The sequence below is a fragment of the Labrenzia sp. THAF191a genome (genome assembly GCF_009363335.1).
Lineage (GTDB): Bacteria > Pseudomonadota > Alphaproteobacteria > Rhizobiales > Stappiaceae > Roseibium > Roseibium algicola.
In genome coordinates, this window is record NZ_CP045333.1 from 4374931 (window position 1) to 4400559 (window position 25629).

23 protein-coding genes and 1 tRNA gene are annotated in these 25629 nt (G+C 57.1%); 14 read left to right on the plus strand and 10 right to left on the minus strand.

What is annotated here, in order from left to right:
- Nucleotides 1–8: 8 nt before the first annotated feature.
- Nucleotides 9–1337: an aspartate aminotransferase family protein gene (locus FIV05_RS20190; RefSeq protein ID WP_152510746.1), complete on the minus strand. Its 1329-nt coding sequence runs from the start codon at nt 1335–1337 to the stop codon at nt 9–11.
- Between the two features lie 478 nt (nt 1338–1815).
- On the opposite strand from FIV05_RS20190, the gene rutR reads away from it, so the two are divergent.
- The 3 genes from rutR to FIV05_RS20205 all read left to right on the plus strand — a co-directional run bounded on the left by rutR (nt 1816) and on the right by FIV05_RS20205 (nt 5074).
- Nucleotides 1816–2496: an HTH-type transcriptional regulator RutR gene (gene rutR, locus FIV05_RS20195; RefSeq protein WP_152510747.1), complete on the plus strand. Its 681-nt coding sequence runs from the start codon at nt 1816–1818 to the stop codon at nt 2494–2496.
- On the plus strand, nt 2493–2954 hold the full coding sequence (gene arfB / locus FIV05_RS20200) for an alternative ribosome rescue aminoacyl-tRNA hydrolase ArfB (protein WP_152510748.1): 462 nt from the start codon (nt 2493–2495) through the stop codon (nt 2952–2954). Before rutR ends, arfB begins: the two co-directional genes overlap by 4 nt.
- A gap of 149 nt (nt 2955–3103) precedes the next feature.
- Complete coding sequence (locus FIV05_RS20205) at nt 3104–5074, plus strand: PAS domain S-box protein (RefSeq protein ID WP_173013894.1); 1971 nt, start codon at nt 3104–3106, stop codon at nt 5072–5074.
- Between the two features lie 10 nt (nt 5075–5084).
- Here the strand turns inward: FIV05_RS20205 and FIV05_RS20210 are convergent, their stop codons facing one another.
- Complete coding sequence (locus FIV05_RS20210; RefSeq protein ID WP_152510749.1) at nt 5085–6161, minus strand: D-alanine--D-alanine ligase family protein; 1077 nt, start codon at nt 6159–6161, stop codon at nt 5085–5087.
- A gap of 235 nt (nt 6162–6396) precedes the next feature.
- Nucleotides 6397–6891, minus strand: a complete 495-nt coding sequence (locus FIV05_RS20215; RefSeq protein ID WP_152510750.1) for a GNAT family N-acetyltransferase — start codon at nt 6889–6891, stop codon at nt 6397–6399.
- Between the two features lie 324 nt (nt 6892–7215).
- On the opposite strand from FIV05_RS20215, the gene FIV05_RS20220 reads away from it, so the two are divergent.
- Nucleotides 7216–8082 carry an aminoglycoside phosphotransferase family protein gene (locus tag FIV05_RS20220; RefSeq protein ID WP_152512000.1) on the plus strand — a complete coding sequence of 289 codons (867 nt, stop codon included), beginning with the start codon at nt 7216–7218 and terminating at the stop codon, nt 8080–8082.
- A gap of 244 nt (nt 8083–8326) precedes the next feature.
- Here the strand turns inward: FIV05_RS20220 and FIV05_RS20225 are convergent, their stop codons facing one another.
- From FIV05_RS20225 to FIV05_RS20255, 7 genes are all read right to left on the minus strand, one after another.
- Complete coding sequence (locus FIV05_RS20225) at nt 8327–8848, minus strand: regulatory protein RecX (protein WP_152510751.1); 522 nt, start codon at nt 8846–8848, stop codon at nt 8327–8329.
- Nucleotides 8838–9680: an MBL fold metallo-hydrolase gene (locus FIV05_RS20230; protein ID WP_152510752.1), complete on the minus strand. Its 843-nt coding sequence runs from the start codon at nt 9678–9680 to the stop codon at nt 8838–8840. Before FIV05_RS20230 ends, FIV05_RS20225 begins: the two co-directional genes overlap by 11 nt.
- Nucleotides 9677–10483, minus strand: coding sequence for a TatD family hydrolase (locus tag FIV05_RS20235; protein WP_152510753.1), 807 nt, complete (start codon nt 10481–10483; stop codon nt 9677–9679). The genes FIV05_RS20230 and FIV05_RS20235 overlap by 4 nt, the downstream gene beginning before the upstream one ends.
- 144 nt (nt 10484–10627) lie before the next feature.
- Complete coding sequence (locus tag FIV05_RS20240) at nt 10628–11689, minus strand: DNA polymerase III subunit delta' (RefSeq protein WP_152510754.1); 1062 nt, start codon at nt 11687–11689, stop codon at nt 10628–10630.
- The gene (gene tmk / locus FIV05_RS20245) at nt 11689–12375 is read right to left on the minus strand and encodes a dTMP kinase (protein ID WP_152510755.1); all 687 of its coding nucleotides are present in this window, start codon (nt 12373–12375) and stop codon (nt 11689–11691) included. Before tmk ends, FIV05_RS20240 begins: the two co-directional genes overlap by 1 nt.
- A 74-nt stretch (nt 12376–12449) precedes the next feature.
- The gene (locus FIV05_RS20250; protein WP_209009724.1) at nt 12450–13529 is read right to left on the minus strand and encodes a D-alanyl-D-alanine carboxypeptidase family protein; all 1080 of its coding nucleotides are present in this window, start codon (nt 13527–13529) and stop codon (nt 12450–12452) included.
- A gap of 200 nt (nt 13530–13729) precedes the next feature.
- Nucleotides 13730–14776, minus strand: a complete 1047-nt coding sequence (locus tag FIV05_RS20255; RefSeq protein WP_152512001.1) for a septal ring lytic transglycosylase RlpA family protein — start codon at nt 14774–14776, stop codon at nt 13730–13732.
- A gap of 859 nt (nt 14777–15635) precedes the next feature.
- Here FIV05_RS20255 and FIV05_RS20260 point away from each other — a divergent pair.
- From FIV05_RS20260 to FIV05_RS20305, 10 genes are all read left to right on the plus strand, one after another.
- Nucleotides 15636–15725 (plus strand) — tRNA-Ser (locus FIV05_RS20260).
- A gap of 155 nt (nt 15726–15880) precedes the next feature.
- Entirely contained in the window at nt 15881–17143 is a 1263-nt protein-coding gene (locus FIV05_RS20265) for an MHYT domain-containing protein (protein ID WP_152510757.1), read from the plus strand.
- Nucleotides 17144–17565: 422 nt separating this feature from the next.
- On the plus strand, nt 17566–18432 hold the full coding sequence (locus FIV05_RS20270; protein ID WP_152510758.1) for a xanthine dehydrogenase family protein subunit M: 867 nt from the start codon (nt 17566–17568) through the stop codon (nt 18430–18432).
- A gap of 31 nt (nt 18433–18463) precedes the next feature.
- Nucleotides 18464–18964 (plus strand): (2Fe-2S)-binding protein, encoded by a 501-nt coding sequence (locus tag FIV05_RS20275; RefSeq protein WP_173013995.1) that lies wholly within the window; start codon nt 18464–18466, stop codon nt 18962–18964.
- Nucleotides 18961–21381 carry an aerobic carbon-monoxide dehydrogenase large subunit gene (locus tag FIV05_RS20280; RefSeq protein ID WP_152510760.1) on the plus strand — a complete coding sequence of 807 codons (2421 nt, stop codon included), beginning with the start codon at nt 18961–18963 and terminating at the stop codon, nt 21379–21381. The genes FIV05_RS20275 and FIV05_RS20280 overlap by 4 nt, the downstream gene beginning before the upstream one ends.
- Nucleotides 21382–21511: 130 nt before the next feature.
- A complete protein-coding gene (locus FIV05_RS20285) occupies nt 21512–22393 on the plus strand; it encodes a MoxR family ATPase (RefSeq protein ID WP_152512002.1) in 882 nt (293 codons plus the stop codon).
- Nucleotides 22394–22396: 3 nt separating this feature from the next.
- Nucleotides 22397–23596: a VWA domain-containing protein gene (locus tag FIV05_RS20290; RefSeq protein ID WP_152510761.1), complete on the plus strand. Its 1200-nt coding sequence runs from the start codon at nt 22397–22399 to the stop codon at nt 23594–23596.
- Nucleotides 23597–23683: 87 nt separating this feature from the next.
- Nucleotides 23684–24487 (plus strand): XdhC/CoxI family protein, encoded by an 804-nt coding sequence (locus FIV05_RS20295; protein WP_152512003.1) that lies wholly within the window; start codon nt 23684–23686, stop codon nt 24485–24487.
- A gap of 21 nt (nt 24488–24508) precedes the next feature.
- On the plus strand, nt 24509–25114 hold the full coding sequence (locus tag FIV05_RS20300) for a carbon monoxide dehydrogenase subunit G (RefSeq protein WP_173013895.1): 606 nt from the start codon (nt 24509–24511) through the stop codon (nt 25112–25114).
- Between the two features lie 60 nt (nt 25115–25174).
- The gene (locus tag FIV05_RS20305; protein ID WP_152510762.1) at nt 25175–25360 is read left to right on the plus strand and encodes a hypothetical protein; all 186 of its coding nucleotides are present in this window, start codon (nt 25175–25177) and stop codon (nt 25358–25360) included.
- The last annotated feature ends 269 nt before the right edge of the window (nt 25361–25629 follow it).

Here is a 25629-nt window from a genome sequence, read left to right on the forward strand (position 1 = left end):
GCCGGATATCAGTCGATGGCGTTCAGCACGCTGCGCAGCTTGCCGAACAACTCGTCGATCTGTTCCTTCGAAATAATCAGCGGCGGGGACAGGGCGATGATATCGCCAGTCGTGCGGATCAGCAGCCCGTCGTCGTAGGCCTTCAGGAACGCCGAGAACGCCCGTTTCGTCGGTTCCCCTGCAATTGGCGTCAGTTCGATTGCGCCAATCAGACCGAGGTTGCGAATGTCGATGACATTCGGGCAATCCTTGAGTGAATGCAGGCCGTCTTCCCAATATTGGGCAAGGTCAGCCGCACGTGTCAGCAGGCCTTCTTCCTCGTACGTGTCGAGAGTTGCTAGAGCAGCTGCGCAGGCGAGCGGATGCGCGGAATAGGTATAACCGTGGAACAGTTCGATCATGTGTTTCGGGCCGGTCATGAACGTATGATAGATGTCCGATGTACAGAACACCGCCCCCATCGGGACGACGCCGGACGTCAGGCCCTTCGCTGTTGTGACAAGATCCGGCGTTACACCAAAGAAGTCAGTCGCAAACGGTGAACCCAGACGACCGAAACCGGTGATAACTTCGTCGAAAATCAGCAGAATGCCATGCTGAGAGCAAATTTCGCGCAGGCGTTCCAGATATCCTTTGGGCGGGATCAGAACGCCGGTCGATCCGGCAACCGGTTCAACGATGACAGCCGCGATGGTCGAAGGATCATGAAGCTGAATGATACGGATCAGCTCTTCGGCATATTCAGCGCCGTTTTCCGGCATGCCGCGGGAGAATGCATTGCGATCTGGATCATGCGTATGGCGCATGTGGTCGACACCGGTGAGCATCGTGCCGAAGGTCTTGCGGTTGGAGACGATGCCGCCAACCGATATGCCGCCAAAGCCGACACCGTGGTAGCCACGTTCACGGCCAATCAAGCGGGTGCGAGTGCCCTGACCGATCGCGCGCTGATAGGCGAGCGCGATCTTTAGCGCGGTGTCCACGCTTTCCGATCCGGAATTGGTGAAAAAGACATGGTCCAGCGGGGAGGGCATCATGGCCGCGAGGCGCGCAGCAAGTTCAAATGCCTTGGGATGGCCCATCTGGAAGGCGGGCGCATAGTCCAGCTCGGCAATCTGCTTCTGGACCGCTTCAACGACCTTGGGACGGGAGTGACCGGCGTTGCAGCACCAGAGGCCGGCCGTGCCGTCGAGAACCTGTCGGCCGTCGGCGGTGGTGTAATGCATGTCCTTGGCCGACACGAACATGCGTGGGGCCTGCTTGAATTGCCGATTGGCCGTGAACGGCATCCAGAAAGCTTCGAGATTGTTGGTGGCAGCCTGGCTCGATGCTGACATACGTCCTCCTTGCGACCCTTCGTGCTTGAAGCGGCCGACTGTTGCTGATTTGTGATGGAAGGAATAGCACGCGCACTGCGTCAACGGCAGTGCCGACTGCGCTGGTCCTCTCCCCACACTGTTCCCTGGCGTTCCGGATGGGCTTTTGCCTCTTTCCCGTTCGCCTAAATCCTCTGTCTGGCCTTGCAGCCGCCCCGGTTTGCCGGGATTTCCGAACTGGCCGATGGCTGCCGTTTGTTCAAGACATCCCCATTGCGAGGGACGGATCAATCGACTAGCCTTCTGACCATCTGGTCAATTTACCCTAGGAGGGATTTGACCAAATGGTCAAGATGCAAATCCGGTCGTCATGACTAATTTCTGGTCATTCCCTCCGGTGCTGAACTTGCCAGTTGTGAAATCGGTGTTTTTTCCGGAAAAATGCCGTGTGAATTGGGTGTAGGGTTGGGACCCTTCGCGGCAGAAAACGGAACGGTAGATGGCGGATTTGGGCGAGCAGACGCAGGCATCCTTTAAATCAGGCGGGCTTAGCCGGATCCAGGAAAAGAACCGGTCCCTGATTCTGGAGGCGGCGCTTGGCGAGTTTTCCATGAAGGGATTTTCCGGCGCGACAGTTGAGCGGATCGCTGCAGATGCTGGAATGTCGAAGTCCAACCTGCTTTATTACTTCTCCTCCAAAGAGGCGATCTATAGCGCAACGCTGGCCCATATCCTGGAGGTGTGGCTTGCTCCTTTGAAAACGCTCAATCCGGATGGAGAGCCGGCGCAGGAACTGGCTGCCTATATTCGCCAGAAGATCGAAATGTCTGCCAGGTTTCCGGAAGCCTCAAAGTTGTTTGCCAACGAAGTGATGCAGGGCGCGCCACAGATATTGCCGATCCTGCAAACGGATTTGAAGCGTTTGGTGGCCGAAAAAAGTCAGGTGATCGAAGACTGGATTGCGGCAGGCAAGATGCGAAGTGTCGATCCTGTCCATCTCATCTTCACGATATGGGCAACCACGCAGCATTACGCGGACTTTTCGGTGCAGATCAAGGCGTTGACCGGGAAGGACCTTTCCGACGCGGCCTTCCAGGCTGAAACGGTAGCCGCGGTTACGTCGCTTATCTTGAACGGTGTTGGCCTGAAGTTGCCGGCCGAGAGCGATCAGGTAGTATGAGCGGCGAGACGGACGATCCCTTCGCTGCTTCAAAGATTGCAGTGACCGGACGGCTGTTCATCCTCAAGGAGGATCTCACCGAAGATTTCATTCGCGCCTCCGGGCCTGGCGGGCAGAACGTCAACAAGGTCTCCACGGCAGTTCAACTGCGGTTCGACCTTGCCGGCAATGAAACACTTCCCGAAGACGTCAAGACGCGAGCGGCGAGGCTTGCAGGCAGCCGGCTGACTCTTGGCGGCGAGATCGTCTTGCAGGCGGATCGGTTCCGGACCCGCGAACGGAATCGGGAAGACGCGTTGGAGCGTTTGCTGGACCTGCTGCAAAAAGCTACGGAAAAGCCGAAACCCCGCAAGGCCACGAAACCGACCCTCGGATCCAAGAAGCGTCGTCTCGACGCCAAGAAACAACGTGGCCAGATCAAGAAAATGCGTGGCCGTTCAAGTGGCTACGACGGCTAAGGGACATAGAGCGTGGCGTCGATTACAGGGCCGTGCCGTACGTGTACGCAGCAACCCTAGATATATTTACCTATAGTTCACGTTAAACAAGATTCAAGAAGATGTCGCTAGTGTCCTTGGGGAAAACACCAACCTTAAGGCGATTTCTTATGACGTTGTTATTGCCGCAAAGTGACTGGCGAGAAATCGTCGACGCGTTTAGTCGTTCTCAAGCGATCATACAATTCAAACCCGATGGCACAATTTTGGAAGCGAATGAGAATTTTCTCAGGACCTTCGGATATTCTCTGGATGAAATAAAGGGACGGCATCACAGGATGTTCGTGGATTCGGAGTATGCGAATACGCCGGAATATGAGCGCCTCTGGAAAGCATTGGCGAAGGGGGAGTATCAATCAGCTGAATTCGCCCGGATTGCCAAGGGAGGCAAGGAAGTCTGGATCCAGGCAACATATAATCCTGTCATCAGCAGGTCGGGGACTGTTCGGAAGATCGTCAAGATTGCGACCGATATAACCGAGAAGAAGCGAAACGCGCTTGAGGCCCAGGGGCAGATAGACGCGATCAACCGTTCGCAAGCGGTTATTCACTTTGATCTGGATGGCACAATTCTCGATGCCAATCCAAACTTTCTGAAGGCGCTCGGTTATGAGCTTTCTGAGGTAAAAGGCAAACACCACAGCCTGTTCATGGACCCGGAAGAACGGAAAAAACCCGAATACAGGGCATTCTGGCAAGAGCTTGCAAAAGGTACTTATCAAAGCGGGGAATTCAAACGTCTTCACAAGGACGGAAGGGATATCTGGATTCTGGCCTCCTACAACCCGATCCTCGATGCGGCAGGTAATCCGTTCAAGGTGGTCAAATTTGCGACTGACGTAACCTCCGAAAAGCTTCGAAACGCTGAATATGAAGGCCAGATTGCGGCAATCAGCCGTAGCCAGGCGATGATTTCCTTCACCAGGGAAGGGATCATTCTCGACGCGAACGAAAACTTCCTGCGCACGACCGGATACGTTTCCGCCGAAGTGGTTGGTAAACACCACCGGATGTTCGTGTCGCCCAACTACGCGCAGAGCCAAGAATATGCCTCGTTCTGGAAAGACCTTGGCGAGGGCAAACATGCTTCTGCGATTTATCAGCGCTTCAGCAAGAGCGGTGACCCTATCTGGCTGCAAGCAACCTACAATCCGATTTTTGACGCGTCCGGCAAACTCATCAAGATCACGAAGTTTGCCACCGACGTTACGCAGAATATGAAAGCACGGCAGACAGCAATTACGGCTGCAGAGGCGACACTTGGAACCGTTGAGCAAACCGTTGCTTCTGCCAGGGAAATTACCGGCTCTGCACAAGATGTGTCGCGTGGAATGGACGAGGCACAGCGGGCGGTCGATGACATGCAAACCCGCTCCGAAGCAGCCGGAAGATCCACCGAAACTCTCCGCAACGCTGCGGCTTCCATGGACGATGTCGTTCAGTTGATTTCGAAAGTTGCGGATCAGATCAACCTTTTGTCTCTCAACGCAACGATAGAGGCCGCACGCGCAGGCGAGGCGGGACGGGGCTTTGCTGTTGTAGCGAACGAGGTCAAGGATCTCGCGAGCCAGACATCTCAGGCAACAACGCGAATTTTCGCAGAGATCGAGGAGATGCAGACCGTTGCAGGAGCTGTAGATGAAGCGCTGAAGGCGATCCAGTCGTCAATCACCGAAGTGCAGGAACTGGTTCAGGGAACATCAACTGCAGCGGAACAGCAATGTGCTGCCACGGACGAAATCAGCAGCAAGTTGATGCTCGCGTCCGAAAACGTGGCCTCTGTTTGCAGCAATCTGGATAATTGGGTCGTCGGCATGGAAAACCGGCGAAAAAGCGAACGAACCCGTATTCATGAACATGCCGAAATCCGGTTTGGCCAGAATGAGTGCGTGCAGTGTTCTGTAAGGGATATTTCGGAAAATGGGGCGCGGCTTCATCTGGCTAATGCCGGAAATGTTCCGAACCAGTTCACTCTCCATTTCAACGATGGAAAGCCTGAGAGAACATGCCGCGTTGTGCGCCGGGACGGAGACTACATCGGCACTGAGTTTGTGAAGAACGCTCTTGCGTTGAGCGCATGATAGCCAAGTTTCAGATATCCCGTTCTGCCCGGGCAATGCCGTGGGTGATCAGACGATCGATGATCTCTGGATAGCTGACGCCACTTGCAGCCATCGCTTTGGAATACATGCTGATATTCGTAAAGCCGGGTATCGTGTTTAGTTCGTTCAGCAGGAAATTCATTTCCTGCGTCACAAAGAAATCGACACGAGCCATGCCGTCGCACCCCAGGGCTCTGAACGCCTTTGCCGCCAGATCCTGCATCCGGCCTTCGACATCGTGCGGCAATTCTGCGGGCACCTTCAAGGCCGCGCCGTCTTCGTCGACATATTTTGCGTCATAGGTGTAAAAGCCATGGCTTTCGGCAGGAACAATTTCGCCCGGCCTGGAGACGAACAGCGTGCCGTCGCTTTCCTCCAGGACCGCGAATTCGATTTCGCGGCCAAGAACGAACTCCTCGGCAAGAAGCTTGTTGTCGTGCTTGAATCCTTCTTTCAAGGCGGCCTCAAAGTCGTCTGCCGTCTGAACCTTGCTGACACCGACCGAGGAACCCTGGCGGGCAGGTTTGATGAATACTGGCAAACCAAGTTCGCGTTTCAGGAGTTCGAAGTCCGGCACATCGTCCGGCCGAATTGTGAGTGACCTGGCCGTGGGGAGGCCGGCCTCGATGAGAAGCCGTTTTGCAAGATCCTTGTCGAGTGCATTTGCGGACCCTGCGATACCGCATCCAACGAGCGGAACCCGGGCCACTTCAGCAAGTCCCTGTACCGCACCATCTTCGCCATGGAGGCCATGAAGCACGGGAAAGACCGCATCGAGCTTGTCAAAGTCACGAGGCAACCCGTTTTCATCCAGTGCAACCACCCGGCCACGGCCACCTGGAACCGGACAGATTTCAATGCCTGTTGTCGGCCGTGCCAGTTGTCCATTTTCAAAATTGCTCAGCAGCCATTGTCCTTCACGGGTGACGTAGACCGGAACCGCGTCATACTTGGAAGGATCGAGCGCGTTCATGACATTTGTGGCGGAAAGGACCGAGACTTCGTGTTCCGCAGATCGCCCGCCAAACAGGATGGCTACACGCAGTTTTTGAGATAGAAGGGCCAAAAAGGTCTCCAATAGAATCGAATATGCAAATCAAAAGCTGCATCAGCGATAACGCGATATTGCGGCTACGCAAAGTCTGACTGGCGGCGTACTCGGGTCTAGTCCACTGAGACCCGGTTTGGTCTCACGATAAGATAGTGTTGTTAGTAAATGGCACTGTTTCGCCAGGAAAAAGGAGAGGGGGCAGAGATGGCATCCAGAAACGCTATGCTGCCCGGAAAAACAGCACAGGCTCTCACCCTGATGAACTGACCTTCATGGGGAGTATCAAGCCCCATTGTGTCGCCTGGGAGGTGCCAAACACTTCAAAACCTGCCTTCTCATATGCTGAAATGGCACGAGTGTTGTCAGGGTGGGGATCGGTCGCAACGACTGGAACGCCAGCCCCGAACAGTGCCTTCAGGTGCTGCAAGATAAACGCAGGGCCGTGCCCTTTACCTGTCATGTCTGCTTCGCCGATGTACTGATCGATGCCCCGAGATCCCTTGGGAAGCGAGAAAAAGTGGTGATCTTCCCAGCCGTGAACACTGTAGTCCTGCAAGTAGGCGAAGGGGCGCTGGGGTGTCTCAACAATCCAGCGATTCACCCGAGTGTCTTTGAACTTTTGCGCAGTAAAAGGCTCGGCCGAGTCCCACCACTTACGGACATGTGGTCGCGTCTGCCATTCCGACAGGAGAGCTAGATCTGCCGGGGTCACTTCTCGAAATGTGTATCGTTCGCTTGCTGACATTTCAGGACAATATCATACGGACATAAGCACGGGCGTCATGTGCGTCGATACTGTGTGCGGTTCAGGCTAGCTGAGAGGAGTGCAATGTTTTTCGGGAAATAACCCAGTAATAACAGTGCTTTATGGATTTCTGCGGGAAGGGGTGTCCAATCCGGATCTGTGATCTGCCGGACATGGGGGCGTCGTTTGACGCAGATCTTGAAGTGCCGCAAAAGCCAAGTTCACCCGGAAACGACTTCTTTTCCGGGTCATTTAGCTGGCATAAGACGCTGATTTGATTAGGTTTCAAGGTAAGATTTGATTGGAAAAGCAACCGTGGACAATATGGAAATCGACCGACACACAGTTGCGCGTCTCATCCGCCAGCAGTTTCCACATCTTGACCATCTGCCAATTGAACCGGTCTCCAAACAGGGCTGGGACAACACCACCTTCAGGCTCGGTGATGCTCTTTCCGTGCGTTTGCCACGAAATGAATCCTATGCCGAAGCAGTGAAAAAAGAAGCGCATGCGCTGACTGTCTTGAGCGAGCATCTGTCCGTTGAAGTGCCGAGTGTCGTCGCTGTCGGTCTGCCAAGCGAGACATTTCCGCTACCGTGGTCGATAAGGCGTTGGGTCGAGGGAGATACACTTGAAAGCGCTGACGGTGTAGATCCGGAAACAATCGCGGTTTCGCTTGGCAAAACCCTGTGTGATTTGAGAGCGATCGATACGGTTGGCGGGCTCGTTGCAGGCAAGCACTCATTCTATCGCGGTTGCCATCCCAGCGCTTACGGCGACGAAGTTCAAAAGAGTTTGGATATCCTCGGCAGCAAGGTGGACGCAATGCGGTGCCTTGAGGTCTGGCAGCGTGGCATGACGTCAGCCTGGACGGCCAGACCTGTCTGGTTCCACGGAGATGTGGCGGTCGGAAACATCATCGTCACCAAAAGCGTCGTCAAAGGTCTCATAGATTTCGGAACCTGCGGTATCGGTGATCCTGCCTGTGACTTCGTTATGGCCTGGACGTATTTCGGTCTCGAAAGCCGGAAGATCTTCCGGGATGCGTGCCAGGTAGATGATCAGACCTGGCATCGGGCCAGAGCATGGTCGCTCTGGAAAGCTCTGGTTTGCATGTCTGGTCTTTCAAGCCCGGACACCGATGGAACGCAAGCCAAAGCTCTGCAAGCTATCTGCAATGACGTCGACTAGCCGACACTGCCAAAGTCCAGAGCTGGAGCAATGGTGAGATAGGCCGATAGGTGACATTTGTTGCTGGGAAGATGGAGGGCTCCCAATCCACATCACTAATTCGCATAATCAATATTATGGAACATTTATAGCAAGGCGTGTTTGCCAAGCTTTGCCAATGCCTTAGTGATGGATCCGTTTGGCGTTGCCAGTCAGTTTGCGTTTCGGATCGTCATTCTGCGCCTCAGTCGTGCCGTGGCATAGATCAATCGCTGTCGTCCGCGTCGATCACCTTGCGAGCTATTTCAAAGGAAAAGCCCGCCCGGCACATTGCAGCCAGGTCCTTGTCTCGCCGGTCATCTCGATTTGGTGTCTTTCTGAATGGCCCAAGCCGCCTTCGTCTTGCGAAGATCCGAGCGGCTTCCTCGTCGCTGCGTTCGTCTTGTGCCAGCACCGTGTGTATCGTTTCTCTGTCAACGCCTTTGGCAGCCAACTGAGCTTCGATTTTTCGCGTTGAGCCACCACGGCGGCGCAGCCCGGCGGTCTTGGTTTCCGCGTAGGTCTTGTCGTTGACGAGACCTGTCTGAACGCATTTTTCAACGACCGCATCGATCAGGTCGGCATAGTCGGCGGGCTCGAGTTCCAGGCTCATGCAGGCTTTCAAAACCTTGCGTTCAAGAACCTTTCGAAGATTGGCGGCCGATGTCGCATAGCGTTCCAGGTAATGAAGCGCAGACTTGATCAGCCGATCTTCCGTCGGTTGTTTGTAGCGTGGCTTACCAGCCATCGGTGGTTAGAGCGCTTTCTTTGCGTGTGCCTGTGTCTTCAACGGACAGGAGCATACCGTCGTAGGCAGGTTCTATGGTTTCAGGCAGTTCCGCTGACAGGATTTTGTAGTCCAAGTCATTGTGAAGATTGGTGAAAATGGTGCGCCTGGGAGCAATTCTGGAAGTCCAGGACAGCGCATCCGCCAGACAGAAATGGCTTGGATGCGGTCTGCGGCGCAAGCAATCCAGGATCAGAAGATCCAGGTGTTTCAAATGGTTGAGGCTGTTCACCGGAATGTCCGAGACATCGGGAATGTAGGCTGTGTCACCAATGCGAAATCCAAGCGCATTGATCTCTCCGTGGACAACCTCGAAAGGTTCGAATGTTATCGGACCGCCGTTTCCCTCAATGGTGACTGGTGTATCCGGACGAAGATCACGGCGTTCCAGAATGGGCGGATAGTTCGAGCCGGCCGGTGTTTCAAAGCAGTAGCTGAATGCTGTGAGTGCCCTCGCGCTTGTCGCTTCGTCCATGTAGACGGGAACTCTTTTGCCGGATTGCACCCAAAAGGCCCGCAAATCGTCGACACCGTGCAGATGATCGGCATGCGAATGCGTATAGACAACCGCGTCCAGGTGCTTGACGTTGGCAGCCAGCAATTGCGACCTGATGTCGGGTCCACTGTCTATCAACACGGTTGTGCACTCGTTATCCACACGCTTTTCCACAAGAAGCGCACAGCGGCTGCGGCGGTTCTTCGGTTCACCTGGATCGCAATCGCCCCAATCATTGCCGACACGCGGCACGCCTCCGGAAGAGCCGCATCCTAGAATGGTCAGCGTCAAGGTCATGAAGCAATCGCTTTTGTCTGCAGGTTCTGACGAGGCACCTTGCTGAAGAGCCTGAAGAAATTCTCTGTGGTCTGCCGCGCAATCTCTTCTTCCGAAACACCCCTGGTTTCCGCCAGAACCGCCGCGGTCATCGCTGTATAGGCTGGTTCGTTGCGTTTGCCGCGCCTCGGCTGCGGTGCGAGATATGGGGCATCGGTTTCCACCAACAACCGGTCAGCCGGCAATTCACGGGCGATGTCACGGATCTCTTCCGAGCGCTTGAAGGTCAATATTCCGGAGAAGGATACATAAAGGCCAAGCTCTATTCCGGTCAGTGCAAGGTCACGGCCGGACGAGAAGCAATGCAGCAGGGCCGGGAAGGCCCCCTTCCCCATTTCTTCGCGCAAGATGGCTGCCATATCGTCATCCGCGTCGCGTGAATGAATGACCAGTGGCAAGCCGGTGCGCCGTGCGGCTTCTATGTGGATGCGCAGGCCTTCGGCCTGTGCATCGCGCGGAGCCTTGTCATAAAAGTAGTCGAGCCCGGCCTCGCCGATGGCGACCACCTTGGGGTGGTTCGCCAATTGCACGATTTCATCGGCTGGAATACCGCGCTCTGTGCCGGCGTTGTGCGGATGGGTGCCAACCGAACAATAGACTTGCGGGTATTCCTCGGCGATTGCCAGAACCTGGTCGAACTTGCGGATGTGGGTGCAGATGGTGACCATCAGTTCCACGCCGGCCGCCTTGGCCCGCGCGATCAGATCGGCACGTTCACCGTCAAAGTCCGGGAAATCGAGATGGCAGTGGCTGTCGACAAGCATTGAGGATCCAAATGAGTTTGATCGGTATGGCGCATATAGGTGTTGCTGCCACCTTTTAACAAAAGAATCGGGGCTTGCCCAAGTCACGAACTCTCGCTCGTGACGATTTCCAATCTGTGTTGCCGCCTGACGGGCGTTGACGGGTCAGGCTGCGCGCAAAGCGAAGAAAAAATCCAGCACGACCTGTTTCTTGTCGAGATTGAGCGCGTCCGCATCCCGGATCGCCCTGTTCATTTTTTCCCAGATCTCGACGATCCCATGTGCGTCACGCACACCCTTGCCAAGATCCCGGCGCATACGATCGTGCAGCCAGATCTGAACGATGTGCTGGAAGCTTTCCCAATTGTCGGATTGGCCGCGTGCGGCCACCAGGTCCGCCAATGCATGCGCAGCGGCAAGATCGAGTTGTTGCGGCCGGTCTGCGAGCTGACGAACGCCCTTGGCGATTGCTAGACCATCTCCCGAAAGCAATGTGATGGCAGATCGCAAGCTGCCGTCGGCTGTTTGAGCGAGTTCACGAAGGTCATCCGCCGAGGCAACCGATCCGCCAGATAGGTCCTGCAGGCCCTGACCGATCTCCTGCTCGCTTAAGGGATCCAGATCGAGGCGCCGGCATCTGGACCGGATTGTCGGCAGCAGGCGGCCCGGTGCATGGCTCAACACCAGGAACAGGCATCGTTGCGGTGGTTCTTCAAGGATCTTCAAGAGCGCATTGGCGGAACTGATGTTCATGTCGTCCGCAGCATCGACAATGCAGATCCGCCAGGCCTTGGCGGATGCTGTGGTGCCGAAGAAGGAAACGGTTCTTCGCACTTCATCCACCGGCAGGTCGGCTTTGAACCGTTTGGATTTCTCGTCCCAGGGTCGGCGCAAATGCAGAATGTTCGGATGCCCGCCAGCCTTCAGCTGTCGGGACACTGGATGGTCGGGCGCAACCGCAAGATCGCGCGCGGCGGCAACCTGCTGTCCGAATCTGTCCGGATTTGCGATCACGAAACGCGCGAATCGAAAGGCAAGCGTTGCCTTGCCGATCCCCTTCGGACCGCCCAGGATCCAGGCATGATGAAGCCGCTCGGACCTGTAGGCCTCCAGAAGAGCCTGTTCCGTTTTGGTGTGTCCGATCAGGATGTCCCGCTCATGGGGCAACGGATAGCCAGGAAGAGCATCAACTTCAGGAATGTCGATCGGTGCATTGGCACGGGCCATCAGTGCGCCCCTTCAGCAGTGACGCCCGATGCGCCGCCTTCATTCAGGTCGCCGGCAAAGGTTTCCTGCACGGCATTGCGAATGGCTGTTTCAACCTCGGCAGGCTCCTTGGCACCGTCGATCACGGCAAATCGGTAGGATTCGCTACTGGCGAGTTCGAGAAAAAGCTCACGTCTTCGCTGATGGACCTTGAGCTCTTCCCCTTCAAACCTGTCTGGGCCGCCGCTGTCATCAGAGCGGGAACGTTCTGCCACCCGTCCAAGCCCGACTTCTACCGGAACGTCGATGAGGATCGTCAGGTCGGGATAGATGCCTGCAACCGCGGCTGTTTCCAGCAGTTTCAGATAGTCGCGATCGACGCCCGCCTCGCCCTGATAAACCCAGGTCGAATCGGCGTAGCGGTCGCAGAGAACCCAGTCGCCGCGCTCCAGCGCCGGTTTGATGGTGGTATCGACATGGTCCGCGCGTGCCGCGGCAAAAAGCATTGCTTCGCCGCGTGGACCGAGATCCTTTGCGCCGCCAGACAACAGCATTGAACGGATCTTTTCAGCCCCCGGCGAGCCGCCTGGTTCGCGGGTTACGACAACAGATAGCCCCAGACCTTCAAGATAGGTTTTCAGACGGGCGATCTGGGTCGATTTTCCGGCCCCCTCGCCGCCTTCAAAGGTAATGAAATGTCCTGGCACCCTATCCCGGCTCCGCTTGTTCTTGTTGGTCTTTGTCACCGGCTTTAGCAGCAATTGCAATCTTTGTGCACCGTTTACCCGATCCAGCCGAACAGCAGCTCCTGCAGACCGTCCAGAGCTCTGCCGATCAGGGTGCCTTCCGCAACAGCGCCACCGGTTACCAATGGAGACCGGTAGACGATCCCATCCTTGCCGATGACCCGGATTTCGCCAACCTGCTCTCCAGCGTTGACTGGCGCGGGAAGCGGTCCGTTGTAGATAACGCGGATCCTGTAATCGAGTGTGCCTCCTCGCGGCAGCAGCACGTCGACGTTTTTCTCGGACACCAGCGGAACACTGCCGGTCACACCGCCAAACACCCGGCCGTCTGCTACAACATCGCCCGCTGAAAACAACGTCTGAACGGAAAAATACTCCCAGGCGCCTTCGATGACCTCCTTGAGCGTCTGAAGTCGGTGTTTGTCCGACGAAAGTCCCGCAACCGCGGCAATAACCCTGCGTCCATTCCGGTCCACCGAACCGAGGCCGGAATATCCCGCTTCCGCATCATTGCCGCCGCCGAGGCCATCAAGGTTGCGGATTTCTCCGAGCAAGGGGTTCTTGTTGCGCTGAAAAATCTTGTTCCAGGTGAATTCCGGGATTGCGAACATCGGATAAAGATCCGCGTGGCTCTCCAGAATGTACTCGGCAAGCCTTGCCTGATCACGGACTGTGGTCTGGCTTGGGATTTCCGGATAGCCAGTCGGGTTGCCGAAGCGGCTGTTCTTCATGCCGATGGATTGCGCGAATTCGTTCATGCGCACAGCAAACGCTTCTTCGGACCCGTCCAGGCATTCGGCAAGCACGATCGCGGAATCGTTGCCATTGTGAACCAGCAATCCCTTGAGCAAGTCCTCAACCGAGATATCGGATTTGATCGCGGCGAACATTGTGGCACCACGACCCGAGGGAGCGCCGCCGGTTCGCCAGGCGTGTTCACTGACCTTGCAAGTCTGGTCAAGCGAGAGATCGCCTTCTTTCACTGCCTTGAAAACCGTTGCGGCTGTCATGACCTTGGCGAGAGCGCCGGGAGCGAACGGCTGGTCAGGTTCCTTGGCAAACAGGATTGTACCGGAGCCGGGCTCATAGAGGAAAGCCATCGGAGCTTTCGTCACGATTGTTTCGGCTGCATTCCCTGGGAGAGCGAACGCAGAGACGACAAGAAAAGCAGAAAGCGCCCCTCGCCCTACAAGGCGACGAGACGCTTTCAAAAATTCGGATACAGAATATGCGGAGGCCATGAACCGCTTGCCCTATTTATGGATACAGGCGCGGCGTGTGGAAGAAGCCGGACCTACTCCGGGTTCCTGGCCGATTAGCCGTCGTTTTCCAGTTTGACCACCAACTCACGCATCGAAAGGCCCGTGTCGGCCACATTTGAAAGCAGCGAATGCGCGTCGGAAATTCGGCGGTTCGCAGCAAATGAGGAAATTGCACTGCCTGTCACGAGACCTGCGGACGTTCCCGGAGCCGGGACGCGCAGCACGCCGAGTGTTCCTTCCGCAGGTGCAAGACCCGGAGCGGAATAGGCCGATTCGACCGGCTCGAAGCGATTGTTGGAAGCAACCTCGATTGTCGGCTTGCCAGCTAAGAATGCCTGTGCCGGATCGAAGGCAACCGTCAAGGTGGTCTGCTGCGCCCGGAAAGCCGTGGTCGTGGATGCGGTCGTCAGATACGGACGTGCGCTTGGCGCCGGAACAGCTCCGAAGGTGACCTGCGGTGTGACTTGCTGAGGCGCAACCTGCTGCGGTTCTGCCTGTGCCAGCATTGTGCCCGGCATTGTCGCACCGGGTTCAACCGCACCTGGGCCACGGTAAGAGGCCATAAGGAAGCCTTCGTCCTGTCCGTGCAACGGTGCACGGCCGACGTACTCGACCTTTACCTTGCCGATGCCGGCGCTCTTGGTGCCAAGCATCGTTGCCGCGCGTTCAGACAGGTCGATGACGCGGTTGCCGTGGAATGGGCCGCGATCATTGACGCGAACGATCATCGATCGGCCGTTTTCCACGTTCGTCACGCGGGCATAGGACGGCAGCGGCATCGTCGTGTGCGCAGCAGTGAGGGAGTTACGGTCGAAAACCTCGCCGTTGGCTGTCTTGCGACCGTGGAAAGTCGGCCCATACCAGGAAGCCAGGCCGGTCTTCTTGTAGTCCGGATCTTCCTTTGGATAGTACCACTTGCCGGCAATCTTGTATTTCTTGCCGACGATATAGCGTCCGCCACCCTTCGGCACGGGTTGGCCTTCAGCAACCATTTTCGGGCTGCCTTTGACACCATATTTTTCCGGGCTGAATTTTGATTTCTGCTGCTGCGGCGCGGTGCTGCAGGCGGCCACGGCCGAAACCGCTGCTGCCACAATCAATCCCGTGCGCAACTGGGCGCTGAGTTTCCGTGCAGGACGCGATTTACCATCAAGCGTCACAGCTGGTTCCCCTGAAGACGTTCCTGCCACCTGGTTTGTCACCCGGCAAGATTTCCCGCCTGTCCCTTGCATACTGCCGTCCTACTCACTTACGCGCTGGCGGCCCCGCAGCTCACGCGATCATTCCGGCGTGTGGTTCGGTCCACACCGGTTTTCAAGGCATTGTTCCGATCTTCAGATCAGTCCCCGCAAGACGCACGAGCCCCCGCTGCACATCCCGCATATGCCCTTGTTAAAGCGTAGTTTTATTACTTCAAAGTAAACTGCCCGTCGAGGCCGCTGCGTTGCCCAAATTCAACTCTCCACCGGAATTAGACGTCTCCGGGTTTATTTCTCAAGGTCTGCTTGTTGTAACGGTCTGAAATATATGACTAAAAACTGCGTCAATTTGCCTGCTGCCGGCTGTTGCGCACAGGACACAGGTGAGAAGAAATCGTCATTCGGATCAGTTGTGACGTACATCACATTCAGACCTGTCAAATCAGCCTAGGGTGAACTCATTGCTGATGACCGCCCTGTCACAGCAATGCTGGACCCCACCTCCAGCTTCGGCCGCCGGTTCAAAACCCTGCCCACGACACCGGACCGGCGGCCCCTACCCTTTGGCGATGTTCCTGCGCCCGCACTGCCCGTCCTGCCCCTGTGTGCAAGCGGCGCGGGAACATCCCAAAGGAGCTTGATTCTCCCGCACATCCACACGATTTCGCCCGCCTGAACTTCATGCTGGTGATTCCGGCTTGACTTTCCGAGTGAGAAAAAGGAAACGGTTTGCACAGTCGGGCCGCCAAGGCACCGGCATGGTGAGGTGGCCGAGTGGTTTAAGGCAGCGGTCTTGAAAACCGCCGTGCGTGAGAGCGTACCGTGGGTTCGAATCCCACCCTCACCGCCATTCTTTTCTCAGCACGTTTCAAATTGATCCCGCCGCTGATGGACGTATACGTCGGCATCACGCGCAATTTGATGCGGATTTCTGTTTCCCCTATCATCTGATCCGGAGGAACCGTCGCTTGATGCGGCGGCGGCTACTGGGAGGAGATAGCCGGCATGTCAGTGATGCACGAGCCCTGGCTTGTTGCGCTGTCCCTGGTGATGGCCTTTCAGGGCAGTTTCGTGGGCTTGAACCTTGCTGTTCAGGTTCGCAGCGCAATTGACTCGAGACGTCGGCTGTTGCTTGCAGGGGCAGCATTGACCGTGGCCCTTGCCATCTGGTCCATGCATTTCGTCGGAATGCTGGCAGCCCGTCTGCCCGTCGCCGTCGATTTTCTCGTTCTGCCGACACTGTTGTCGTTTCTCGTCTGCGTACTTGTTGTCGGTATTGCTGTTTTCGCAGCTAGCAATGCGCGGCTGACCCCGATTCGCCTCGGCTTATCTGCCTTCGTCATGGGAAGCGGCATCTGCACCATGCATTATCTTGGCATGTATGCCCTGCATGGTTCGCTGCAAATGGAGCACGATCCGGCCTACGTCTTTGCAAGCTTCCTGATTGCCTTCAATGCGGCTGGCCTCGCCATGTGGCTTTTGTTCGGCCTTGGCCGACGTCCTCCTCTCGTCTTTTCTGCAGCTGTGCTGGCGCTTGCGATTTCAGCCATGCACTACACGGCGATGGCAGGATTGACCTATGAAACGTTGCAACCGGTTTCAGGTACTCTTGCGCCGGCCCTGAGCCCCGGAATGCTAGCGATTCTCGTGTCCTGCGTAGCATTTCTGGTGTCGGGGCTGTTTCTTCTGGCGCTCGTTCCCGCCCAGGAAGACCAGACCAAGGACGGCATGGTCAGGAACCAGCTGCCAGAGGAAGAGCAGCGAGAGGCACGTGAAGACAGGCAGAGCCAGTCAGCGCAAGCCGCAATGACTGTTGGCAGCAAATCCGCATCCGGATTGCAGGCGGCGGCCCAAGCGATCCGGCCTGGTCAGCCACTTGGCAAGGGAATGCTGCCGATCGAGCGGGACGGCCAGAAGACCAAGATCGGCGTGCTGGACATATATGCCATTCACGCGGACGCCCATTACACGCGTCTTTACGATGGCAGCAGAGAATTCTTCTGCCCCCTTTCCATCAGCGAAGCGGAACAGCAGCTTGATCCGCGCACATTCAACCGTGTCCACCGCAGCCACATCGTCAACCTCAGCCGCGTTGTCAGCTACAAGCGCTCCGGTGACGGAGGCGTCCTTATCCTGGCGGGCCAGGCGGGGCAGAGTGTTCCTGTCAGCCGGTCTCGTTGGGGGCGCGTGAAAGCGCGATTGAAGACGCTTGGCCAAAACAGGCATCAAAGCCACACGGGGCATGAACAGCCGGCTGCCGCCCAATAGCCAGATCATCGGATCGGTTCACTTTAGGTGTTGCAGTGCATGCAAGGCCGCAAAACACGCCGTTCGTGCAAATGCGCATCAAACGGACACTCTTCATAGTGGTGGTGTTTGCGGCTTGGGCTTCTATTGTAAGCTATTGTAATTAGATGCCCTTCTTGAAAGCATCTGAATTTACACCGTGAAATGCGTCAGAAAAGCTGTCGCATTTCGTGCAAGGCGGCACGTCATCCGTGTGGCCAGACAGGTTGTTTGTGCAAGCGTTCTTGAGTGTGCGCCGCACTGTTCCGCACCCTTTTCCAACGTGAACAATTCGGCCGTTTCCAGCGTCCGGATACGACGTTGCCGGTGGAAGGCGAAAGCAATCGCTTTTCGGGAAGACCGGCATCCGGCCCTGAGGTGGCCGGCAGAGGGAGGAGAAAGACGTGATACCTGGTGCATTCACCTATCACCGGCCATCGTCCGTGGCGGAAGCTGTCGCGATCCTGGTCAGCCATGGCGACGAAGCGCGGCCACTGTCCGGTGGCCATAGCCTGATCCCCATGATGAAGTTGCGCATGGCAGCGCCGGAACATCTGGTCGACCTTGGTGGCATTGCCGATCTCAAAGGCATTTCCGACGATGGCGGCACGATCACCATTGGCGCCATGACCACGCAGCATGAGCTGATCGCCTCGGATCTCTTGGCGTCAAAACTGCCGATCATTCGCGAAACGTCACTTCTCATTGCCGATCCGCAGATCAGATATGTCGGCACCCTTGGCGGAAATGTCGCCAATGGCGATCCGGGCAACGATATGCCGGCGCTGATGCAGTGCCTGAATGCGACCTATGTTCTGACCGGGCCGGACGGCGAACGTGAAGTCCCTGCACGCGACTTCTATGAGGCGGCCTATTTCACGGCCCTTGCGCCTGAGGAAATTCTGACAGCCGTTCGTATACCCGTCCCGCCTGCAGGGCACGGCTATGCCTATGAAAAGCTGAAGCGCAAGGTTGGCGACTATGCGACAGCCGCAGCTGCCGTCGTCCTGACGATGGAAGGCGGCAGTGTGTCCTTCTGTTCGATTGCCCTCACCAATGTCGCGGATACACCGCTTTTTGCGCAGGAAGCCGGAGTGATCCTGGCTGGTTCGACGCTCGATACGGCAACTGTTGCCCGCGCGGTCGCGGCGGCTGAGGCGATCACCGAGCCCGCTTCGGACGGACGTGGACCTGCAGAATATCGCACCAAGATGGCAGGCGTGATGTTGAAGCGGGCGCTCGCGAAAGCCGCAACACGCGCAACCAGTTGAACCAGGATCGAGGGAACCGACAATGAGCGATATTGAACAGATCCCCGTCACCATGACCATCAACGGCAAGAAGGTGCAGCGTTTTGTAGATCCGCGCACGCTTCTGATCCATTTCCTGCGAGAGGACCTCAACCTCACCGGACCGCATATCGGCTGCGAGACGTCCCACTGCGGTGCCTGCACGGTTGAGCTGAATGGCATCTCCGTGAAGTCCTGCACCATGTTTGCCGTCCAGGCAGACGGCGCGGAACTGACGACCATCGAAGGCATGGCCAATGCGGATGGTACCTTGTCAGCGCTTCAGGAAGGCTTCCGGCAGATGCACGGGCTGCAGTGCGGCTTCTGCACCCCGGGAATGATCCTTCGTGCACACACGCTGCTGAAGGAAAACCCGAATCCCACGGAAGAGGAAATCCGCATGGGCATTTCGGGCAATCTTTGCCGTTGCACCGGTTACCAGAACATCGTCAAGGCGATCCAGTACGCCGCTGCGAAGCTGAATGGCACTGAATTTCAGGAGGCTGCAGAATGAACGACATGACCCCGACACGGGAACAGCGCGAAGCCGCGCTGGAAGGCATGGGCTGCAAGCGCAAGCGTGTGGAAGATATTCGCTTCACGCAAGGCAAGGGCCAGTATGTCGATGATGTGAAACTGCCCGGGATGGTGTTCGGCGATTTCGTTCGTTCTCCCTATGCCCACGCCAAGGTTACGAAGATCGATGCTTCCGAAGCGTTGAAACTGCCTGGCGTGATCGCCGTCCTGACGGCGGAAGACCTGAAAGGCGTCAATCTTGCGTGGATGCCGACACTCGCCGGTGACGTGCAGATGGTGCTGGCCGATGGCAAGGTGCTGTACCAGAACCAGGAAGTCGCCTTCGTGGTGGCCGAGAACCGCTACATCGCCGACGATGCCATTCAGCTGGTGGAAGTCGAATATGAAGAGCTTCCCGTCCTGACGGACCCTTTCAAGTCGATGGATCCGGATGCGCCGGTTCTGCGGCCTGATCTCGACGGCAAGATGGAAGGCGCACACGGGCCGCGCAAACACCACAACCACATCTTCACCTGGGAAGTCGGCGACCAGGAGGAAACCGACAGAGCCTTTGCTGAAGCCGATGTCACCATCAAGGAGCTGATCTCCTATCATCGGACGCACCCCTCACCGCTCGAGACCTGTCAGTGCGTTGCATCGATGGACAAGATCAAGGGTGAGTTGACGGTCTGGGGAACGTTTCAGGCACCCCATGTCATCCGTACGGTGGCATCTCTGCTCTCGACTATTCCGGAGCAGAAGATCCATGTCATCGCGCCGGATATCGGCGGCGGTTTCGGCAACAAGGTCGGGGCTTATCCGGGTTACATCTGTGCCATCGTTGCCTCCATCGTCACCGGCGTGCCGGTGAAGTGGGTCGAGGATCGGATGGAGAACCTTTCGACAACGTCCTTTGCTCGCGATTATCACATGACCGCGGAAATCGCTGCGAAGAACGACGGCACCGTCACTGGTCTCAAAGTACATGTTCTGGCTGACCATGGCGGCTTTGATGCCTGTGCCGATCCGTCGAAATGGCCGGCTGGTTTCTTCAACATTGTAACCGGGTCCTACGACTTCCCGTCAGCGCATCTGGCTGTCGACGGGGTCTATACCAACAAGGCACCGGGCGGCGTCGCCTACCGCTGTTCGTTCCGTGTGACGGAGGCGGCCTATTGTATCGAGCGGGCGATGGATATCCTGGCGCAGAAGCTCGACATGGATCCGGCGGACTTGCGGATGAAGAACTTCGTCAAACCGGAGCAGTTCCCCTATCACTCGGCCCTTGGCTGGGAATATGACAGCGGCGACTATCACACCGCCATGCAGAAGGCGATGGACACGATCGGCTATCGCGAGCTGCGCGCTGAGCAAAAGGCCAAGCAGGAAGCTTTCAAGCGGGGGGAAACCCGCGAGATCATGGGCATCGGCGTGTCGTTCTTTACAGAGATCGTCGGTGCCGGACCGTCGAAGAATTGCGATATCCTCGGTGTCGCAATGTTCGACAGTGCCGAAATCCGCGTGCACCCGACCGGCTCGGTGATTTCCCGCATGGGCACCAAGTCGCAAGGCCAGGGGCATGAAACGACCTGGGCGCAGATCATCGCCACTGAAATTGGCATTCCGGCCGCCGATATCATGGTGGAGGAAGGCAACACGGATACCGCGCCTTATGGGCTGGGGACCTATGGTTCACGCTCCACACCGGTTGCCGGTGCCGCTATTGCGCTTGCGTCTCGCAAGATCCGCAACAAGGCACAGATGATCGCGGCTCACATGCTGGAAGTATCCGAATACGATCTGGAATGGGACGTGGACGGCTTCCAGGTGAAAGGCAATCCGCAGGCACGCAAGTCCATGAAGGAGATTGCCTGGGCTGCCTATCACGCTCCGCCACCAGGCATGGAACCGGGCCTTGAAGCGGTCAGTTATTATGACCCGCCCAACATGACCTATCCGTTCGGTGCCTACCTCTGTGTAATGGATATCGACGTCGACACCGGCGTTGCAAAGACACGGCGTTTCTATGCGCTGGACGACTGCGGCACCCGGATCAACCCGATGATCATCGAGGGACAGGTCCACGGCGGTTTGACCGAGGCCTTTGCCATCGCGATGGGTCAGGAGATCCGCTACGACGAGATGGGCAACGTGCTGGGGGCGTCCTTCATGGACTTCTTCCTGCCGACAGCTGTCGAGACACCTCACTGGGAAACGGATTTCACCGTCACCCCCAGCCCACATCACCCGATCGGGGCAAAGGGTGTGGGCGAAAGCCCGAATGTCGGCGGTGTGCCGGCCTTCTCCAATGCGGTGAACGACGCCTTCAAGTTCCTCGGGTCGACCCATATCCAGATGCCGCATGACGCCTGGCGGATCTGGCAGGCGGCCAAGGACCTGGGTGCGCACGCATAAAGCACTTCTTACCGCAGGCTGGCTCCTCCGGGACAAAGCCTGCGGTGACGTTCCGGTCGTCCTCATGTGAATGATCCTGGATCAGCGCCTGAAAGACGATGGAAGCGGCCTTTTCACCGAACGGACCAGCATGACCCAGACCAAGGATCAGATAGCGCTACAACTCGCGGATGCCGGTTATATCGCGGACGAAGGTCTTGCGACGGCACTTCTGCTGACCGGAATGCTCGGGCGACCGCTGCTTCTGGAAGGCGAAGCCGGTGTCGGCAAGACGGAAGTGGCGAAGGCTCTGGCGCGGCTGGAGAACACCGATCTCATACGACTGCAGTGCTATGAGGGCCTCGACCGTTCCGACGCCATCTACGAGTGGAACTATCAGCGCCAGCTTCTGGCCATCAAGGCGCGGGAAGGGTCTGGCGACAGTGCGGAAACTGTCGAGGAAGCGATTTTCTCCGAGAAATATCTTCTGGAACGCCCCCTTCTAGCGGCCATTCGAAAAGACGTGCCGCCGGTTCTGCTGATCGATGAAATCGACCGGGCAGACGAGGAATTCGAGGCATTCCTGCTTGAGATCCTGTCTGACTTCCAGGTGTCGATCCCGGAACTCGGCACGGTTCAGGCAACAACTATCCCGCGCGTGGTTCTGACCTCAAATGGTACGCGCGAACTCTCGGACGCATTGCGCCGGCGTTGCCTTTATCATTTCGTCGATTACCCCTCGCCCGACCGCGAAACCCGAATTCTGCTGGCGTGTGTCCCGGATCTGGATGCTGCTCTCGCCCAACAGATCGCCGAACTCATGAACAAACTGCGCAAGGAAGACCTTGTGAAGGTTCCAGGCGTTGCCGAAACCATCGATTGGGCGGCGGCTCTTCTCGGCCTTGGAGCCAAAAACCTGCACGAGAGCCGGGAGCTTGTCTTTGAGACGCTGTCTTGTGTCCTGAAAACCCGGGAGGACAGCGCCAGGGTCAGCCGCGAAGTCACCGACAGGTTGCTTGGAAAGGTGGCTTGAGCAATGTCCGGCCTTTTCCTTGAAACCAGAGCAGACATCGGGCCGATCCTGAGGCTGCGTCTGGCAGGGTTTGTCCGCTCACTGCGCGACAGCGGCTTCAAGGTTGGATTGGCCGAGACCCGTGATGCCAGCCGGTTGCTGTGTTCGCAGGTAATACAGCGCCCTGGAAGCCTGAAGGCTGCCTTTCGCAGTCTTTTTTGCGGACGCTTGTCCGACTGGCACCGTTTCGACGACATCTTCGATGCCTATTGGATCGGCAAGGGTGTCAAATCTGGCGTGAAGGTTACCGGGACGAGTACGCGCAAGGGCATGAAGACCATTCGCGAGCTGATAGACGCAAGTGGTAACCGCCAGGAGACAATTGCGGGCGACGTCGAACGCCTTCCCGGTGAAGAGGATGAAGCGAGCAACGACGCTCCCTCCGGGCGGCGGGAAGGCGCGAGCATTGCCGAAAACCTCGGCAAGGTGGATTTTCGAGATCTCCACGATCCGGACGCCCTTAAGCAGGCCCATGACCTTGCCGAACGTCTTGCCCGTGCGATGCGCATACGACTGACCCGCAGGGATCGTCAGAAACGAACAGGCCGAAAGCTGGATCTGCGCCGAACCATCCAGCGTTCCATTGCTCATGGCGGGACCCCCATCGAGCTTGTGCGTAAAGGCCCACGTGAGAAACAGCTCAGGCTGGTTATCCTGCTCGATGCGTCCGGATCGATGAACAACTACACGGGTGTCTTCACACGGTTTGTGCACGGCTTGCTGGATAACTTCCGCGAAGCCGAGGCGTTTGTCTTCCACACACGCCTTATGCACGTCTCGTCGGCTCTTTCCGAGCGCGATGCAGGCCGCGCTCTTGATCGCATGGGCCTGATGGCACAGGGGATCGGGGGCGGCACGAAGATTGGCGCGGCGCTGGCCGACTTCAACAGATGGCACGCCGCCCGTGTCGTCCATTCGCGCGCCTGCGTCCTGATCCTGTCGGATGGCTATGACACAGGCACGCCGGAAGCACTTGGCGACGAGATGGCACGGTTGCGGCGGCGATGCAGGCGCATTGTCTGGCTCAACCCGCTGCTTGGCTGGCAGGGCTATGAACCGACAGCCGGAGGCATGGCCGCCGCCTTGCCTCATGTCGATTTCTTCGCGCCAGCCCATAACCTCGCCAGCCTTGAAGCCCTAGAGCCTTATCTTGCGAGACTTTGAACGATGGGAGATGTCGAGATGAAACATTCCGTTCCCGTGTCCGGCAAAGAGGCCGCGCCAGAGGTCGTGCAGGACCTACCCCGCCTGATGAACCGTTTGCAAGGTGACAACGAACCCTTCGTTCTGGCAACCGTTGTACGCACCATATCGGTGACCGCAGCCAAGGCGGGCGCGAAGGCCGTCATCGACAGGAATGGGGATATTGTCGGCGGCTGGATCGGCGGTGGCTGCGCAAGATCGGCTGTCATCAAGGCGGCAAGGTCCGCTTTTGAAGATGGTCAGACACGATTGATCTCCCTTCAACCGGCAGACCTGCTGGCCGAGATCGGCGTAGAAGCCGGTGAAGAGCGCGAAGGCATTCAATTTGCCAGGAACATGTGCCCAAGCCAGGGGACCATGGATATCTTCATAGAACCGGTTCTGCCGCGGCCCATGCTTGTCATCTACGGCGCCAGTCCGGTTGCCGTGGCCCTTGCGAGCCAGGCGCCGTCCATCGGGTTTGACCTGACCTTCTGCGCACCTGCAGAAGACCTGCCCGTCTTTTCAGGTGCGGGCAAAAGAGCAGAAGGGTTTGACAGTCCCATTCACAGCAACGGGCAGATCTACACTATTATTTCGACCCAGGGACGTGGCGATCTGGTGGCCCTGAAGGCAGCTCTTCTGACGGATGCGCGCCACATCGGGTTTGTCGGGAGCCGCCGGAAGATTGCAGCCCTGAAGGAGAAGTTGCGCGACGAAGGCGCAGCGGATCAGACCCTCGACCGGATCAAGGGGCCCGCAGGCCTCGATCTGGGAGCCATTGCACCGGAAGAAATTGCGCTCTCTATCCTGGCGGAACTTTTGATGATCCGCCGCAGCGGACACCGCCAGACCAACATCCATCACGTTTGACCCCACCAGGGAAGCAACCACATGCAAATGAACGACAGCCAGCGGATCGAAGCCCCCAAGCATAAGGTTTGGGAGGCTTTGAATGATCCGGAAGTCCTGAAGGCCTCTATTCCGGGATGCGAAGACCTGATCAAGCTTTCCGATACTGAACTGGAAGCGAAGGTACGTCTCAAGGTGGGCCCGGTAAAAGCAACTTTCGGCGGCAAGGTGACGCTCAACGATCTCGACCCGCCGAACGGTTACACCATTGAAGGCGAAGGCTCTGGTGGGGTCGCCGGGTTTGCCAGAGGTGCCGCCAAGGTTCATCTGGAAGAAGACGGTCCTGATGCGACGATCCTTCACTACGAGGTTGATGCGAAGGTTGGCGGCAAGCTGGCGCAGCTTGGTGTCAGACTGATCGATTCAACCGCCAAACGGCTTGCCGGTGAGTTTTTTACCGCCTTCGGCGAACAGGTCGCCCCGGGAAAACCGGCTGCGACGAACGAAGTGGAAGCCGATACCGCGCCAGAAGACGCTTCTCCTTCCGGCGGCGAAGAGAAAAAGGGATGGATCAAAGGCCTTTTCACCGGCAAGAAAAAGCAGGACGTAGCTGGTGACGAGGGTAAGGTCGACGAACCTGCGGAATAAATCCCGACTGCAAGAGCTGCTTGCCTGGCTCTTGCAGATGTTCAAACCGGAGGAATTGTTATGGCACATACCGAAGTTCAAGCCATGAGTGGCATTCGCGAAGTGACGCGTGATCCATCGCTGGTTCTTGCACTCGTCACCGGTTCGGCCTTGACCGGATTTTTGCTGGTGGCGCACGCCTGTTGTCTGGGCATCACCGAACAGCATTTCCTGCCGTTGGTTCAGATCTGCTCTTTCACTGGCTGAGACTGTTTTTCGATAGATCAGCACAGCCTGCTTAAGGTCTGGGCATGGTGCATTCTTCACCATGCTGCCCATATTCTGCTCAGAATATCATTTGCCTCTGATTGGTTTCGACGAGCTCAATCCAGATTCTATTTCTTAAATTATTGAAACAATGTACGAATTTTTCGCCTTCGCCTTTCTGGCATTCCCCTTGCTTTGGTGATGATGTGCAGCGCGCCTAGGGATCCGGTCGCAAGACGACGCAGGACCGAGAGGTGCAAGCCGGTTGA